Below are 15,023 nucleotides of genomic sequence, written 5' to 3'. Positions count from 1 at the left end.
GTCGCGCGTGCGCAAAAAAAAGCCCCGCCGGGCGGGGCTTTTCCGGTCTGCCGTTCCGGCGGCTCAGCCTTTCTTCTTCACCATGGCATAGATGACGAGCAGCACGATGGCGCCCACCACCGAGGCGATGAACCCCGCCGGTTCGCCGGGGGAGTACCAGCCCAGCGCACCCCCGATGAAGCGCGCCAGCAGGGCGCCCAGGATGCCCAGCACGATGGTCATGAAAAAGCCGAGCTTGTCGTTGCCGGGCTTGATGGCCCGTGCGAGCAGGCCGGCCAGGAAGCCGATCAGCAAGGTCCACAGGATGCCGCCGCCAAAGATCTGTTCCATCGAAACACTCCGGTTGGGAAGGTGTGGGGCGAGGCGCAGCGTAACCCAGGGGCCCCGGCGCAGGCCATCTGCAGGCTGCATGCCCGGACATGTGATGCGTGATGTGGGATGTGGGATGTGGGAGCGACGTAAGTCGCGATGGGGCCTTCACCGGAAAGCCCATCGCGACTTACGTCGCTCCCACCCACGCCCCCCGAGCCCCTGCAAACCCTGATGCGCCTGAGATGTGAAACGACGAAGGCCGGGTCTCCCCGGCCTCCGTCGCGATACCACCGCACCACCGCGATCAACAGCAGCCGTGGTCGCCGTGCTGTTCGCCGCCGGCCACTGCGGCCACGCCCGTGGTCTCGCCACGCACGCTGGCGGCATGGTGTTCGGCGATCACACGTGCCACGCAGGCGGTGACCTTCTTGCCCATCGGGATGTGCAGGAATTCGTTCGGCCCGTGCGCATTGGAATGCGGCCCCAGCACACCGGTGATCATGAACTGCGCGCCGGGGAACTTCTCGCCCAGCATGCCCATGAAGGGGATGGTGCCGCCTTCGCCCATGTACATGGCGGGCTTGCCGAAGAACTCGCGGCTGGACGCGTCGATCGCCTGCTCCAGCCATGGCGACATCGCCGGTGCGTTCCAGCCGGTGCTGGCCTTTTCCAGTTCCAGACTGACCTGCGCACCGTTCGGCGGGTCGCGCTCCAGCAGCTCCTTCAACAACTGCCCGGCCTGCTTGCCTTCCAAGGTGGGCGGCAGGCGCAGCGAGAGCTTCACCGACGTATGCGGACGCAGCACGTTGCCGGCCGACGACAGCGGCGGCATGCCGTCCACGCCGGTCACCGACAGCGCCGGGCGCCAGGTGCGGTTGAGCACCAGTTCGGCCAGGTCCTCGGCCATCGGCGTCATGCCGGGCAGGAACGGGAACTTGTCGAACACCGCCGTATCCAGCACGCGCGCGGCTTCCTTCGCCTGCGCCATGCGGGCGGCCGGAATCTCGGCCTGCAGACCCTCGGGCAGGATGCGGCCGGTCTGCTCGTCCTCCAGGCGCGACAGCAACTGGCGCAGCAGGCGGAAGCTGGACGGCACAACGCCTGACGCATCGCCCGAGTGCACGCCTTCCTCCAGTACCTTGACGGTGAAGTTGCCGCCGGCCAGGCCGCGCAGCGAGGTGGTGCACCAGAGCTGCTCGTAGTTGCCGCAGCCGGAGTCCAGGCACACCACCAGCGACGGCTTGCCGATGCGCTCGGCCAGGTGGTCCACGTAGGCGGGCAGGTCGTAGCTGCCGGATTCTTCGCAGGCCTCGATCAGCACCACGCAGCGCGCATGCGGCACGCCCTGCTGCTGCAGCGCCTGGAGGGCGGCCAGCGAGCCGAAGAGCGCGTAGCCGTCGTCCGCGCCGCCGCGACCGTACAGCTTGTCGCCCTTGATGACCGGCACCCACGGGCCCAGGTCGTCGTCCCAGCCGGTCATTTCCGGCTGCTTGTCCAGGTGGCCGTACAGCAGCACGGTGTCGGCCCCGGTCTCCGGACCACTGGCGGGAATCTCGATCAAGATCAGCGGCGTGCGTCCCTCCAGCCGCACGACTTCCACCTGCATGCCGGGGATGGCCTGCGCCTTCGCCCAGCGCTCCATCAGCTGCACGGCCTGCTCCATGTACCCGTTGGCCACCCAGTCCTTGTCGAACATCGGCGACTTGTTGGGGATGCGGATGTATTCGACCAGTTGCGGGACGATGTCGTCGTCCCATTTCTCGGCAACGTAGCGGTCGACTTTGGCGGTATCCATGGCAACTCCGGGTGCAGAAAGGCAGGCCACCATTCTACGCCCTGCTCACGGGTAGGACTTTTCCTACACGCTTTTGCGGTGTTTACGGGCAGATTCGCCGGCGCATGGGCGATACCTTGGGACCCGTCGGGGTTGGAAACTCTCCCTACCGTCGCAGGCCAGCGGCCACCGGCGGAAACATGATGGCGGCGTCGACGCCGCCGTCATGCAGGGAGAAGCCAATGCCACAAGGAGAGTCGTCATGAAGTCGTTCATCCACATCGTGTTCGCCGCTGCGCTGTCGCTGCTGTTCGCCGTTCAGGCGATGGCGGCCGAGAAGGTCAACATCAACACCGCCGACGCGGCCGCGCTGGATCGCGTGCTGATCGGCGTGGGGCCGGCCAAGGCCGCCGCGATCATCGAGTACCGCAAGGCCAACGGACCGTTCAAGAGCGCCGAGGAACTGGCCATGGTGAAGGGCATCGGCCTGAGCACCATCGAACAGAACCGCGACCGCATCGAGCTGCGTACCGGCACCACGCCGGCAGGCAAGCCGGCCGCCGCGGCAGCCGCCAAGCCCGCCAGCAAACCGGTGGTGCGCCGCTGATCGAATCCCGCGCCAGGCGCTTCCACAGGACGTGGAGCGCCGGGCGCAGGGGCAGGACGCCAGGGGGAGACAGGCTGGACGCCGACAAGGATGTATCCATTACGCGCGGGGCGCGCACGGGTCAGGAGCGGGCAGGAGCCTGACACCGGCAGGACGCCGACACGGACGTGGACATCGCCCGGATGTGCAGGATGCGCATCCGGGCGATGTCGTTTCCGGGCCCGATGTTTCGCGGCGCCGGCGACGGACGGGCTAGAATCGCGCCGCGTCCTGACTGGGAGACACCATGCCGGCATCCTCGCGCCTGATTCCCGCCAACGAATACCGGCGGGAACGCTGGAAGAATGGTCTGGGCTGGACGCGCGAAATCGTGCGGGTGCCGGACAGCGATGCCTGGGACTGGCGGCTGTCGATTGCCGAGATCGAACGCGACGCCGCGTTTTCCTCGTTCCCCGGCATCGATCGCGAACTGGTGTTGCTGCAGGGCAACGGCCTGCGCCTGACGTTCGACGATGGACGCGCGGTGGACCTGATGCCGCCTCATGATCGCCTGCGTTTCGCCGGTGAGGATGTCGTCACCGGCGAACTGGTCGACGGCACGACGCACGACTTCAATCTGATGTGGCGTCGTGGCCGCGTGCGAACCGAGCTGCTGCATCGTCCGCTGGTCGGGCCGATGCTGTTCTTCACCGAGCCCGGCGTGCACTGGGTCATCCACCTGATCGCCGGGCAGGCGATGTTCGATGCCGCCAGTGGGCTCGGCCATCTCTGGAGCGGCGACACCGCCATCCTCGTTTCGGGGGCGGCACGTGCACGCCATGCGCTGGAAGGCGGCGGAGACCTGCTGGCCATCCGGATCGAGGACGACGCCCGCTGATGGCGTTGCGTCAGTAGACGTCCCGGCGATAGCGGCCACTGCCGCGCAAGGCCTCGACGCGATCGTCGCCGAGGATGTCGCGCAGTGCGGCATCCACGTCGGGTGCCATGCCTGCCAGGCTGCCGCAGACGTACAGCGCGGCGCCTTCGTCCATCCATTGCCGCACGCGATCCGCCTGCGCCCGCAAGGCGTGCTGCACGTAACGGTGTTCGCCGCCATCCCGCGAGAACGTCAGGTCGAGCCGTTCCAGGAGTCCCTGCGCCTGCCAGGCGAGCACCTCGTCGGCATGGAAGAAGTCGTGGTCGCGCTGACGCTCGCCGAACAGCAGCCAGTTGCGCCTCGCACCGGACTGCATGCGCGCTTTCAGGTGCGCGCGCAGTCCTGCCAGGCCGGTGCCGTTGCCGATCAGGATCATCGGGATGTCCGCGGCCGGCGGATGGAAATTCGGATTGCGCCGCACGCGCAGCGCAATGGTGTCACCAGGTTGCGCATGGGTGCACAGCCAGCCGCTGCCCAGGCCCGGCGAGCCATCCGGTCGCTGCATCAGGCGCACCAGCAGGTGCAGCGCGCCATCGGCAGGAATCGAGGCGATGGAGTACTCGCGGTGCGGCAGCGGTGTGCATGCGTCCGCCAGCGCCTGTGCATGCATCCGTAGCGGCATCGACGCCGCGTCGGGCCAATGGCTGCGTGCCAGCACGGTGGCCAAGGGCTGCGTCTCGTCCTGCCACAGGACCTGCGTGTCGCCGGCGAGGTCGATGCGGCGCAGGAAATCCTCGACATCGCCTGCTGCATGCCGGGGTCCGATTTCGGCGATGTCCCCGGCGGTCCAGGCGGGAAGCGCATCGGTGTCGGGCTCCAGCGAAAGATGGAAAGCGGGTCCGCCAAGGCTGCCGGGATTGAGTTCGACACGCTCGCGCAACCGCCAGGCCTGGTAGCGCGGAGCCGACCAGTCCGGCACCTCGCCCCCGTCCCCGAGTTGGCCGATATGGTGCTGCCAATGGCGTAGTGCACTGTCGTCAGCGTTGTCGACTTCGACCAGGTCGAACAGCGATGTCGCCCCCTGGCGTCGCAGCCAATCGTCCAGTTGGTGGCCGAAGGCGCAGAACTGCGTGTACTCGCGGTCGCCCAGCGCCAGCACCGCGTAATGCAGGCTTCCCAGCGCGAGTGTCTGCGACATCACCTGGCGCACGAAGCCCAGGGCGGGATCGGGTGGATCCCCTTCGCCGGTGGTGCTGACCACGAAGACCGCGCGTTCGATGTCCTGCAGGCGTAGCGCGTCCAGATGCTCCAACCCGGCACGCTGCACCGACACGCCGCCGCGGCGGAGCGCGGCCGCCGTCATGTCGGCCAGTTCCATGGCGAAGCCGGTCTGGCTGGCATGCACGACCCAGACCGCCCCACGTGCGGCGACCGCGGCCGGTTTTGCCGAGCGGTCGCGCGCGCGACCGCGGCGCAGGAAACCGGCCACCAGTCCCGCATAGGCCAGCACCGCGGCAATCGCGGCACCACTGCGCGCCGTCGAGGGCGTGGCCTGCCACCAGTCTCCCTCGTGCAGGCCTGCGAGCAGCCAGGCGCAGGCGGCCAGCAACAGCATCACCAGTGCATTGCCTATCCAGGGAGCGATCCCGCGCGTCGCGGTGGGGGATGACGGGCTCATGCGGCCAGATGCTGTTCGAAGGCGGGCGTCATCGTCTCGATCAGACCATCCGTGGTGCGTTGCAGGAAGCGTGCCGCCAGTCCGTGACGCTGGGCGAATGCGTATCCGCTGCTCGCGCCCATCACGGTCAGCGCCGTGGCCCAGGCGTCGGCATGCATGGCGTCCGCCGCGATCACGGTCACCGCGGCGGCCGCATCGGTCACCGGCTCGCCGCTGCGCGGATCGATGGTGTGCGAATAACGACGACCATCCTGCGCGTAGGCATGCCAGCGATCGCCGGAGGTGGCGACGGCCAGTCCTTCCAGGGCCAGCACGCGCGGTTCCATGTCAGGGCTGTCGGCTTCCTCGTCCGGTGAGGATTCCACCAGGACGCGCCAGGGCTGTCCGTCGGCCTTGCGGCCGTAGCCATAGAGTTCGCCACCGACCTCCACCAGGGCGGCGTCGATGCCACGCCGCTTCAGCAGGGCGGCAACGACATCCACCCCGTAGCCCTTGGCGATGGCGGAGAGATCGAGCATCACGCCGCCGGGCTGCCTGATGCGACCGTGGGCAGGATCGAACCGGAGGTGTTGCCATCCCACGCAGGCGCGCGCCTCCACCAAGTCCGCGTTGGTGGGACGCCCGCGGGTGCCGGCGTGTGCGCCGAAGCCCCATGCCGCCACCAGCGGCGACACGGTCGGATCGAACGCACCTTCACTGGTCGCCGCGATGGCGAGCGCGGCGGTCAGCACATGCAGGAAATCCTCCTGCAACGCAAACCATTCGCCGGCGGCGGCGTGATTGAAACGCGTGATGTCCGCCTTCGCTTCCCACGTGCTCATCTGCGACACCACCTCATCCAGGCGCGCCTGCACGGCGTCGTGCAGGGCATGCAGATCGACGCGGGTCGCGCTGACGCATTGCACGGACCAGGTGGTCCCCATGGTCTGTCCGTGCAGCGCGTGAACGGGAGCGGCAAGGGCCGTGGGCGAGGTGATGAAGGTGTTCATTGCGATGCATGCCGCCGGATCCGCATCCGGCGGCACGATGCGGTCTTATTGCGGCAGTACTTCCAGCGTGGCCACATAGCTCAGGCGACGCTGCTTGGCCTGCGGCACGCTGGTCTTGTCGTCCTGCGTGCCGGTTTCCAGCCAGTACATGCCGGCTTCCGGCCAGGTCACGCTGAACTCGCCCTGGGCATCGGTGGTGACCTTGATCTCTTCCTGCGCGTTGCGATAACGCGTGCCGCCGCGGGTGATCTCGAATTCCAGGCCGGCGGCGGGCTTGCCGTCGATCAGCATGCGGAACGTCGCGGCTTCACCGGCGAACAGATCGTTGGGGTGGGTCACCGGCATCAGTTCGATGCCTTCGCCGGTGGCCTTCAGCGCGGTGTCGTTCGGTGCGCCGTTGGTGACGAAGGTCTCGATGCGGCCGACCGACTGCGACACCTGCAGGTTCTTCGCATCCTTCGGCACCTTGGTCGCCAGGTCTTCCGGCTTGGCGCCGCGCAGTCCGCCGGGTTTGCCGTCGGCGCCCTCCCAGCGAACCATCAGGCCCTTGTTGACGGTGGCGATGCGGTAGGTGCCCTGCTGTTTGAGTTCGACATCGAACACGGTGCGGTACTTGCCCGTGGCCACGTTCTGCGCGTCTGCGGTGCTGCCGTCCGGTGCCGTGATCGCCAGGCCTTCGGTGCGCAGCGGCACGTGGTTGAAGTAGAACAGGTCGTTGGACACGGCGGCGTCCACCGTGATCCACGGATGGGTGCCGGCGATGACGGTCTGCGACGGCTGCAGCCACGCCTTGTGCGCCAGCGCGGTGGCGGGGATGGCGGAGGCCAGGGCGATGGCTACGGCGAGGGAACGCTTCATCGGAATCTCCAGCGGGACAGGGGGAAGAGGATCAGGGCTTGACGGTCAGCGTGACGGCACCGAGTTCGGTGCTGCCCTGGGCCTTGCCCGACTGCGGCGCGCCCTTGGCGGGCCAGGTGAAGGGGATCTTCAGCAGTTCGCGGCCACCGACTTCGCGCGCGGCCTCCACGACCAGCGTGTATTGACCGGGCGCCAGCTTGGCCAGGTGCTGCTTGTCGCTGAAGCTCAGCGCATGCTTGCCGACCGGCTTGGTCGGACCGGTGACGCCGTCCACCGGCACCTGCAGCGAGCGGCCGGACTTGCGCCACCACTGGCGCATGTCGGGCAGCCACTTGGTGCCGTGGCCTTCGGCATTGCTGGTCTGCTGGTACCAGACGGAGAGGTTGGCTGCGACCTTCTGGTCGGCCCCTTCGATCCACACCGCGACATAGGGGCGGTGGTATTCGGCGACGTTGAGCTTGGGGATTTCGACGTTGATGTCCAGCGTGGCGGCATAGGCCGGCGTGGCCAGCAGGCCGCTGAGCGCGATGGTCAGCGTGGTGTGGACGGCGATCTTCGACATGCGGCACTCGCGGTTCGTGAAAGGGATCAGTGGATGAAAAGGAGGGCGATCAGCAGCGGCACCAGCAGGCCCAGGCCGACCATCGGCCAGGTCATGCTGCGCTGGCGGCCGTGCAGGTAGAGCAGGAAAAGTCCGGTGATGCAGAACACCAGGCAGGCCACGGCGAAGATGTCGAGGAACCAGCCCCACGCCGGGCCGGCGTTACGCCCCTTGTGCAGGTCGTTGAAGTACGAGATCCAGCCGCGGCGGGTCTTTTCGTATTCGACCGCGCCGGTTTCGCGATCGATGCTCAGCCAGGCGTCGCTGCCCGGGCCAGGCATCGAGAGGTAGAGTTCGAGGTCGGACCATTCCGCCGGTCGCGAGCCCACGGAAACCGACAACGCCTGCTCCAGCCAGTCCGCCACCGGGGCCGGCAGCGGTGCATTGCCCTCCTGGCGGTCGCCCAGGGTAGCCAACACGACGGCGGGTACCGTGGCCGTCCGGTTGGTCACTTCAGGCGTGGCCTCGATCTTCGCAGCGTGGTTCAGCGTGATCCCGGTGATCGCGAACAGCAGCATGCCGATCAGGCAGACCGCCGAACTGATCCAGTGCCACTGGTGCAGCGTGCGCAGCCAGAAGCCACGGCGCTGTTGCTGGAGGGCAGGAGAGGCGGAAGGGGACAACGGCGATCTCGAAGCGGGCTGATGCGGGTCGTCATTACATCACAGATGAGAATGGCTCTCAATTAAGCCGGCGTTCCCCTCCCGTGCCGGAGGGGAACGCGTGCCGACGTCAGAAGTTGACGTTGAGGCTCAGCCACAGGTTCCGCGACTTGTCCTTGTTGTTGTAGTCGTCCAGGTACGACACCTCGTTGGTGGTGTAGATGCCGTCGTTGTTGAGGTCGGTGAAGACCGTCTGGAATGTGGTGAAGTCCTCATCCAGCAGGTTGTTGATGCGACCCGAGACCGAGACGTGCTCGTTGAAGCGGTACTGCGCGCCGAGATGCAGCACGGTGTAGTCCTGGTAGTCGCGGCGCACGCCGTTGATCGTGTCGCGGTAGCGCTTGGAACGGGTTTCCGCCAGCAGCTGCAGGCTGAAGGTGTCCGTCGCCTGCCAGTTGAGGCTGGCGTTGGCCATGTGACGGGCGGTGTTGGTCAGGGGCAGTCCCTTCTGCGCACCGCTCAGCTGCTCGCTGTCGGTGAAGGTGTAGTTGGCGCGCAGCGACAGGGTCTCTGTGATGCCCCAGCGCCCCGCGACCTCCGCACCCTGGATGCGGACCTCGTCGATGTTGATGTTCTGGGCGTACGTGGTGTAACCCAGCAGAGCGTAGTCGCCCAGGTTGGCGCAGGGGCGCACCCCGCCGGTCTGTTCGCAGCTCAGGCTGGTTTCTCCGCGCGCGATCTTGTCGTCGAAGTCGTTGCGGAACACCGTGACGTTGACGTTGTGAGCATCGTCCGGCGAGGTCCAGTACAGCGCGATCTCGCTGTTGACACTGGTCTCCGGCTGCAGGTCGGGGTTGCCGACGAAGGGCGTGGTGCCCTGGCTGCCGAAACCGGTGATGCCGTCGTACAGGTCCGTGGTCTTGGGCGTCTTGAAGCCGGTGCTGACGCCGCCCTTCAGTGTCCACGCCTCGCTGACGTCCCAGACCGCGTAGGCACGCGGACTGAGTTGGCCGCCGAACACGTTGTGGTCGTCATGGCGCAGGCCCAGCGTGATGGTCAGCGCCTCCAGCGGATTCCAGTTGTCCTCGGCGAACAGCGACCACATCTTGTGGTCCTGTACGGTGCCGCCGCCATCGCCGCCGCTTTCCATACCGAACACGCCGTCTTCCAGCTCACCGTCGATCATTTGGCCGCCGACGATGAAGCGGTGCGCCTCGCCGATGGCGAAATCCAGCTTCGCGTCCAGCGTGTACTGGCTGCTTTCCATTGTGCGTTTCGGCCGCGGCAGGAACGTGGACACCGCAATGGCCTGCCGCTCGGCGACGCTCAGGCCCGTGTACGCTCCCGTGCCGCGGAAGATCTGCTGGTGCAGCAGTCGTTCGGCGACAGTGAACGGCAGCGTGCGGCCGTGGTTGCCGGTATCGATGTGAGCGAGCGAGACGAAGCTGTCGCCGAAGGCCCATTGGCCGTTGTGCGTGACCGACCACTGGTCGCGGGTGAACTCCTGGTCGGCGGCGTAACCGACCTGCGGGGCCGCGCGCCAGATGCCTGCCAGGCCATCCACGGTGCCCAGCGGATAGGTCTCGGTGCCCAGGTTGTTGATGTACGGCGTGTTGTCGTAGACCTGTTCGGAGGTGTCGTAATCGAAAAGCACGCTCTGGTTGTCCGTCGGCGTCCAGCTCAGGGTGACACCTGCGCTCTTGTTGGTGTTGTCCACCGTCTTGCCGCCGCCGCCGAAACCGAGCGCACGCTCGAACACGGTGCCGTCCGGCGCAGTGATCGCTTCGTACTCTGGCGTCGATGCATTGCGCTCGTACCAGGAGCCGCGCACGCCCAGGCCCAGGCGATCCTCTACCAGCGGGCCCATCAGCGCGAAGTCGAACGTGCTGTCGCTGCCGAAATCGCTGTTCTCTTGGACGCCATGCCCCAGCGTGGCCGAACCGCGCCAGCGGTCGGAGACCTTGCGGGTGATGATGTTGATCACGCCACCCAGCGCGTCGGCACCGTACAGCGTGGACGCAGGACCGCGGATGACTTCGATGCGCTGGATCATGTCCAGCGGCGGGATGTGGTTGAACTGGTTGCCGCCGAACGAGTTGGGATAGATGTCGCCGTGGTTGTTCTGGCGCTTGCCGTCGATGAGGATCAACGTGTAGTCCGGGCCCATGCCGCGGATGCTGATGGTCTTCTGCCCGGTCTTGTCCGAGGTCTCGCCGACGTCCACGCCTTCCAGGTCGCGCACGGCATCGATCAGCGTGATGTAGGGGCGCTGGCGCAACTCTTCCGCGGTGACCACGCTGATGCTGGCAGGCGCGTCGGTGATCTTCTGCTCGAAGCCCGAGGCGGTGACGACGACGGCGTCGAGATCGGTGGCATCCGCCGCGCCGTCGGGCGCAGGCTGTGCCAGCGCAGGCGCGGAGACCAGGACGACAAGGGCGAGGGCAAGGCGGTTGCGGCGCAGCGGCGCCTGCAGGGAGCTGCAAGAGGTCTTCATGGCAATCATCGGAGGGGGATGGGGAGAGGTCGCACCGCAGGCAGCGATGGGTCCGGGAACAGCGGGAGCATTCGAGCGGACGGTGCCGAACGCAGGTCCGTGGTCTTCAGCCGGCGTGCGGCGGCGCCTGGCCGGGATGCAGGCGGAGTGCAGGATCGGTGCGATGGGCGTGCGCGGCGTCCAGGATGGCGAACGGGCGAGCACCGGCATCGCCCGCCGCGACGACGTGGAGGTCGTCAGCAGGGAAGGCGGGCAGTGGACACATCGGCGAGGTCGAGCGGGTGCAGACCTGCAGCGCGCTGAGCCGGGGCTTCTTCAGGTGAAGCGCGCGATGACGCGCCTGATGCGGCGGGTCGCCGTCACGTGCGTCGGTGATCACCGACGCAGAGGTTTCGACCGCAGTGGCGGTCAGGCCGTTTGTCTTTGCGCCGGCACTGGCGAATCCAAGCGTGCCGCAGAAGATCATCAGCGCCAGGATGAGCGGCATCCGGTACCAGCGCACGGCCTTGCCGCGCGGCGCGCAGGTCTGACGGACGTTGGCTGATATTGCGTGGATCACGTGTTTCCCCGGCGATGGGCCTTGGATGGCGCACCGAACGGGGAACATCTTAAATGAGAATACTTATCAAATGCAAACAAGGTTGAATCTTGTTTGCTCCCATTGCAGGCCGGCTCAGGTCTCGGCCCATTGCCTCAGCAGGTTGTGGTAAACCCCGGTCAGCTGGACCAACGCGGGATGATCGGGGACATCCGCGGTCAGGCGCCGGATCGACACGTCCAGCTCGAACATCAGGCGCCGCTGTCCGTCGTCGCGGACCATGCTCTGCATCCAGAAGAACGAGGCCACCCGCGCACCGCGCGCCACCGGCGTGACCCGGTGCAGGCTGGTGCCGGGGTACAGCACCATGTGCCCGGCAGGCAGCTTCACGCTCTGGGTGCCGAAGGTGTCCTCGATGATCAACTCGCCGCCGTCGTACTCGTCGGGGGCGCTGAGGAACAGCGTCGCCGAAAGATCCGTCCGCACGGGATCCACGCCGCCGCGGCTGCGGTCGTAACGGATGGCGTTGTCCACGTGGTAGCCGAAGGACTGGCCGCCATCGTATCGATTGAACAGCGGCGGATAGATCCGCTTCGGCAGCGCCGCAGAGAAGAAGGTGCTGTTGCGCGAAAGCGCGTCCAGGATCAGCGCGCCGACATCACGCGCGACGGGCGAATCCTCCGGCAGCTGCGCGTTGTCCTTGGCCTTGGCCGACTGGTATCCGGCGGTGATGCGGCCGTCGGCCCAGTCGGCCGCGTCCAGCAGCGCACGGGCCTGCGCGACCTGGACAGGCGTGAGGACATCGGGAATCGCCAGCAACATGGAGGTTGACCTCGCAACAAGAACGCCCCGCCCATTGTGCACGGGCGGGGCAGAGGGAACTACGGCATCGCGCGGCTCAGAACTTGAACGTGGCCGTCAGCACGGCGGAGCGCGCCGCACCGGGCGTCGCCCAGCCATTGTTGCGCACCCGGGTGAAGTACTGCTTGTCGAACAGATTGTCGATGTTCAACTGCAATCCGAAGCGCGCGTTGAACTGGTAGCCCGCCATCGCCCGGTGCATGGTGTAGCTCTTCACGCGCGGCGCATTGGCCGCGCTCGCGGTGTAGAAGTCGCCCTGGTAGGTGACGCCATAACCGAAAGTCCAGCCCTGCAGCGCATACGTCGTCCACGCGCTGGCCGAATGCTCGGGTGTGTTGGGCAGCGGATGGCCAGCCTGGGCGTCGATACCCGTGTCTTCCAGTACACGATCCGACACACTCTGCAGGACTTCGCTGTCCAGATAGGTGTAGTTGGCGAAGATCGACCACGCACGCGTGAGGTTGCCCGCCACGCCCAGCGCGATGCCATCCACGCGTGCCTTGCCGTCCAGTTGCTGCGTGCCCGACGGATTGTCCGGGTTGTTGGGGTCGGCCACCTTGTAGTTCTGGCGTTCGTTGCGGAACAGCCCCGCCGTCACCGCCAGCCGGTCTTCCAGCAGGTTCCACTTCGTGCCCAATTCGATGTTGACCGCGGTTTCAGGGTCCACCTCGCAGGTCTGCGCGGTGCAGGCGCCGTTGACCGAGGCCTTGGAGGGGGTCTTCGAGTTGGCGTAGGACAGGTAGACGCTGCCGTTCTCCGCCGGCTTGAACAGCAGCCCGGCGCGGTAGGAGAACAGGTCGTCCTCGTTCTCGAAGTTGCCGATGGCGCCGGTGCTGAAGTTGATGGTGCGGGTATCACCCTCGTTGTGCTCGTAACGTGCGCCCAGCGCCAGTTCCCATTGCGGGTTGAACTTCAGCGTGTCGAATACGTACAGCGCCTGGTTGTCCAGCGTGCCGTCCGTACGGCCCGCGCGGACGTAGTTGATCGGTCCGCGATAGACATTGTCCGGATCGTGGATGTCCATCACCGGATAGACCGGGGCCGTACCGTCGGCGTTGCGCTGGCTGTTGCCGTTGTCCAGTTCATAGGTCTCGTGCATGAACGAGACGCCGGCGACCAATGCATGCTCCACGCTACCGGTGTTGAAGCGCGTGGTCAGGTCGGTCTGGCTGAGTGCCAGGCCGTTGGTGGTGTCGCGGGTCGTGCCGCGCGGGCCACTGGGCTGGTAGGTTCCCGGCGCACCACAGGCCAGACCGTTGGCGGGATTGATGCCATTGTCGAGGCACCAGGTGCCCTGGGTCGGATTGACCAGCACGTACTGGTCCACCTTTTGGTAGCGGGCCAGGCTGCGCAGCGATGTGGTGTCGCTGAGGTCATGCTCGAACACACCCGTCAGCACGTCGACATCGATCTCCTGCTTGTCCATGTTGCGGTAGCCGAAGTAGGTATCGCGGCTGATCCCGGGCAGCAGGCCGCCGTAGGCGGCGAAGTAGGGCAGGCCGTACTCCGGGATGTTTTCGTCGTGCTGGTGCAGGTAGCTGAGCGTGAAGCGGGTATCCGAGCCAAGGCCGATCGCGAACGAAGGCGCTATGCCCCAGCGCTTGTACTCCTCGACATCGCGGTCGGCCACATCGTTGCGGTGGACCATGGCGTTGACGCGCAGGGCTTGGCCGTCGCCGAAGTCGTGGTTGCTGTCCACCGTGGCCCGTCCGAAGCTCTCCGTGCCGGCGCCCAGCGTCATGGTGCTGAAGTCGCCTTCGCGCGCGGACTTGCTGACCAGGTTGATGTTGCCGCCGACCGAGCCGGCGCCGGACATGGCCGAGTTCGCGCCGTTGATCAGTTCGATCGATTCGAGATTGAAATTGTCCGTGCGGGTGTACTGCGCACTGTCGCGCACACCGTCCACGGTGATGTCGGTGGTGGCGTTGAAGCCGCGCAGGTTGATGCTGTCGCCGTAGCCGCCGCCGCCTTCGCCGGCACCGAAGGTGATGCCGGGCAGCGTGCTGAGCACGTCGCGCAGGCCCAGCAGGTTCTGCTGCGCCATCACTTCGCTGGTGACCACGGTGATGGTCTGCGGTGTATCGACCAGGGCCTCGGTGTACTTGGGCGAGCTCGCCTTCTGCACGCGTTCGCCATGCACTTCGACGGTATCGAGTTCCTTGGCCTGCATGGCGGCGTCGGCGGGGGCCTCACCGGTCGGAGCGGCGAGGGCGGGAGCGGTGATGGCCAGCAGCAGGGCGGTGGCAAGCGGGGAGTGGCGCAGGTTCATGAGCATCCTCAGGTGCGGAGAAGAAACACCCGGTGGCGAAGGCTGGCGGGAGCGGTGACAGGGACGGATCGGCGCCGTTCGGCGCATGGATCGCGGGCAGCGGGGGGCACCGGCGGATGCGATGCGCGCAGCGCGATCAGGCGGCGGGTGGCCCGCGGGCCGGATGTCGGATATCGCGCGATGGAACGACGTTGGTATGCCGATCAACGACAACAGGTGCCTGCGATGATCCCGGCGCCGAGGCCGCGGCGATGGCGGCCTCATCGCCTTCGGACTCCGCCGGCATGGGCAGGCTTTCCGTCGGCTGTTCCGCCAGGGTGGCGGCGGCCTCGAGCACGTCGCCGACCGGGTCGGCCAGGTCACCGTTGTGGGACGGCAGCGAGGAGGCGTTCCCCGTCCGCTCGCCCGTGCCGTTGAAATCCTGCGGTGTGCTGCCCACGATCACGAGCAGGCACGCCAGCAGCACGCTGGCGAACATGGACGTGAAAGGGATGGTATTGCGCAGCACCAGGGCCTCGGGGCGGGTCGGGCTGCGACAGCCTGTCGCAGCGGTGCGACAGGATAATGAGAATGATTTGCGATTA

The 15,023-nt window shown here is 66.8% G+C and carries 14 protein-coding genes; 2 read left to right on the top strand and 12 right to left on the bottom strand.

Features of this window, described 5'->3' with window-relative positions; genetic code table 11:
- Positions 1-63 precede the first annotated feature (63 nt).
- Both ASD77_RS01530 and ASD77_RS01525 read right to left on the bottom strand, forming a co-directional pair.
- The gene (locus ASD77_RS01530; RefSeq protein WP_055936335.1) at positions 64-330 is read right to left on the bottom strand and encodes a GlsB/YeaQ/YmgE family stress response membrane protein; all 267 of its coding nucleotides are present in this window, start codon (positions 328-330) and stop codon (positions 64-66) included.
- A 286-nt stretch (positions 331-616) separates the two neighbouring features.
- Positions 617-2,107 carry a M20 family metallopeptidase gene (locus ASD77_RS01525; protein WP_055936332.1) on the bottom strand — a complete coding sequence of 497 codons (1,491 nt, stop codon included), beginning with the start codon at positions 2,105-2,107 and terminating at the stop codon, positions 617-619.
- A gap of 241 nt (positions 2,108-2,348) precedes the next feature.
- On the opposite strand from ASD77_RS01525, the gene ASD77_RS01520 reads away from it, so the two are divergent.
- Both ASD77_RS01520 and ASD77_RS01515 read left to right on the top strand, forming a co-directional pair.
- Positions 2,349-2,693 (top strand): helix-hairpin-helix domain-containing protein, encoded by a 345-nt coding sequence (locus ASD77_RS01520; protein WP_055936329.1) that lies wholly within the window; start codon positions 2,349-2,351, stop codon positions 2,691-2,693.
- A 286-nt stretch (positions 2,694-2,979) separates the two neighbouring features.
- Positions 2,980-3,570 (top strand): HutD family protein, encoded by a 591-nt coding sequence (locus ASD77_RS01515; RefSeq protein WP_055936327.1) that lies wholly within the window; start codon positions 2,980-2,982, stop codon positions 3,568-3,570.
- 10 nt (positions 3,571-3,580) lie between these two features.
- Here the strand turns inward: ASD77_RS01515 and ASD77_RS01510 are convergent, their stop codons facing one another.
- The 10 genes from ASD77_RS01510 to ASD77_RS01465 all read right to left on the bottom strand — a co-directional run bounded on the left by ASD77_RS01510 (position 3,581) and on the right by ASD77_RS01465 (position 14,947).
- Positions 3,581-5,227 carry a sulfite reductase subunit alpha gene (locus ASD77_RS01510; protein WP_055936324.1) on the bottom strand — a complete coding sequence of 549 codons (1,647 nt, stop codon included), beginning with the start codon at positions 5,225-5,227 and terminating at the stop codon, positions 3,581-3,583.
- Positions 5,224-6,216 carry an FAD:protein FMN transferase gene (locus ASD77_RS01505; protein ID WP_055936321.1) on the bottom strand — a complete coding sequence of 331 codons (993 nt, stop codon included), beginning with the start codon at positions 6,214-6,216 and terminating at the stop codon, positions 5,224-5,226. Before ASD77_RS01505 ends, ASD77_RS01510 begins: the two co-directional genes overlap by 4 nt.
- Before the next feature lie 45 nt (positions 6,217-6,261).
- The gene (locus ASD77_RS01500) at positions 6,262-7,074 is read right to left on the bottom strand and encodes a DUF4198 domain-containing protein (RefSeq protein WP_055936318.1); all 813 of its coding nucleotides are present in this window, start codon (positions 7,072-7,074) and stop codon (positions 6,262-6,264) included.
- 31 nt (positions 7,075-7,105) lie between these two features.
- On the bottom strand, positions 7,106-7,636 hold the full coding sequence (locus ASD77_RS01495) for a DUF2271 domain-containing protein (RefSeq protein ID WP_055936315.1): 531 nt from the start codon (positions 7,634-7,636) through the stop codon (positions 7,106-7,108).
- A gap of 26 nt (positions 7,637-7,662) precedes the next feature.
- Positions 7,663-8,298, bottom strand: a complete 636-nt coding sequence (locus ASD77_RS01490; RefSeq protein WP_055936312.1) for a PepSY-associated TM helix domain-containing protein — start codon at positions 8,296-8,298, stop codon at positions 7,663-7,665.
- Positions 8,299-8,407: 109 nt separating this feature from the next.
- Positions 8,408-10,771, bottom strand: coding sequence for a TonB-dependent receptor (locus ASD77_RS01485; protein WP_055940846.1), 2,364 nt, complete (start codon positions 10,769-10,771; stop codon positions 8,408-8,410).
- A 106-nt stretch (positions 10,772-10,877) separates the two neighbouring features.
- Positions 10,878-11,258 (bottom strand): hypothetical protein, encoded by a 381-nt coding sequence (locus ASD77_RS01480; protein WP_156383423.1) that lies wholly within the window; start codon positions 11,256-11,258, stop codon positions 10,878-10,880.
- A gap of 186 nt (positions 11,259-11,444) precedes the next feature.
- Positions 11,445-12,131, bottom strand: a complete 687-nt coding sequence (locus tag ASD77_RS01475; RefSeq protein ID WP_055936307.1) for a Fe2+-dependent dioxygenase — start codon at positions 12,129-12,131, stop codon at positions 11,445-11,447.
- Positions 12,132-12,207: 76 nt separating this feature from the next.
- A complete protein-coding gene (locus tag ASD77_RS01470; protein ID WP_055936304.1) occupies positions 12,208-14,439 on the bottom strand; it encodes a TonB-dependent siderophore receptor in 2,232 nt (743 codons plus the stop codon).
- Positions 14,440-14,575: 136 nt separating this feature from the next.
- Positions 14,576-14,947: a hypothetical protein gene (locus ASD77_RS01465; protein ID WP_156383422.1), complete on the bottom strand. Its 372-nt coding sequence runs from the start codon at positions 14,945-14,947 to the stop codon at positions 14,576-14,578.
- Positions 14,948-15,023: the final 76 nt, after the last annotated feature.

This window comes from Pseudoxanthomonas sp. Root65, from assembly GCF_001427635.1.
Classification (GTDB): Bacteria; Pseudomonadota; Gammaproteobacteria; order Xanthomonadales; family Xanthomonadaceae; genus Pseudoxanthomonas_A.
Note: the sequence above shows the minus strand (reverse complement) of the source record. Positions and strands in the feature narration are given on the sequence as shown.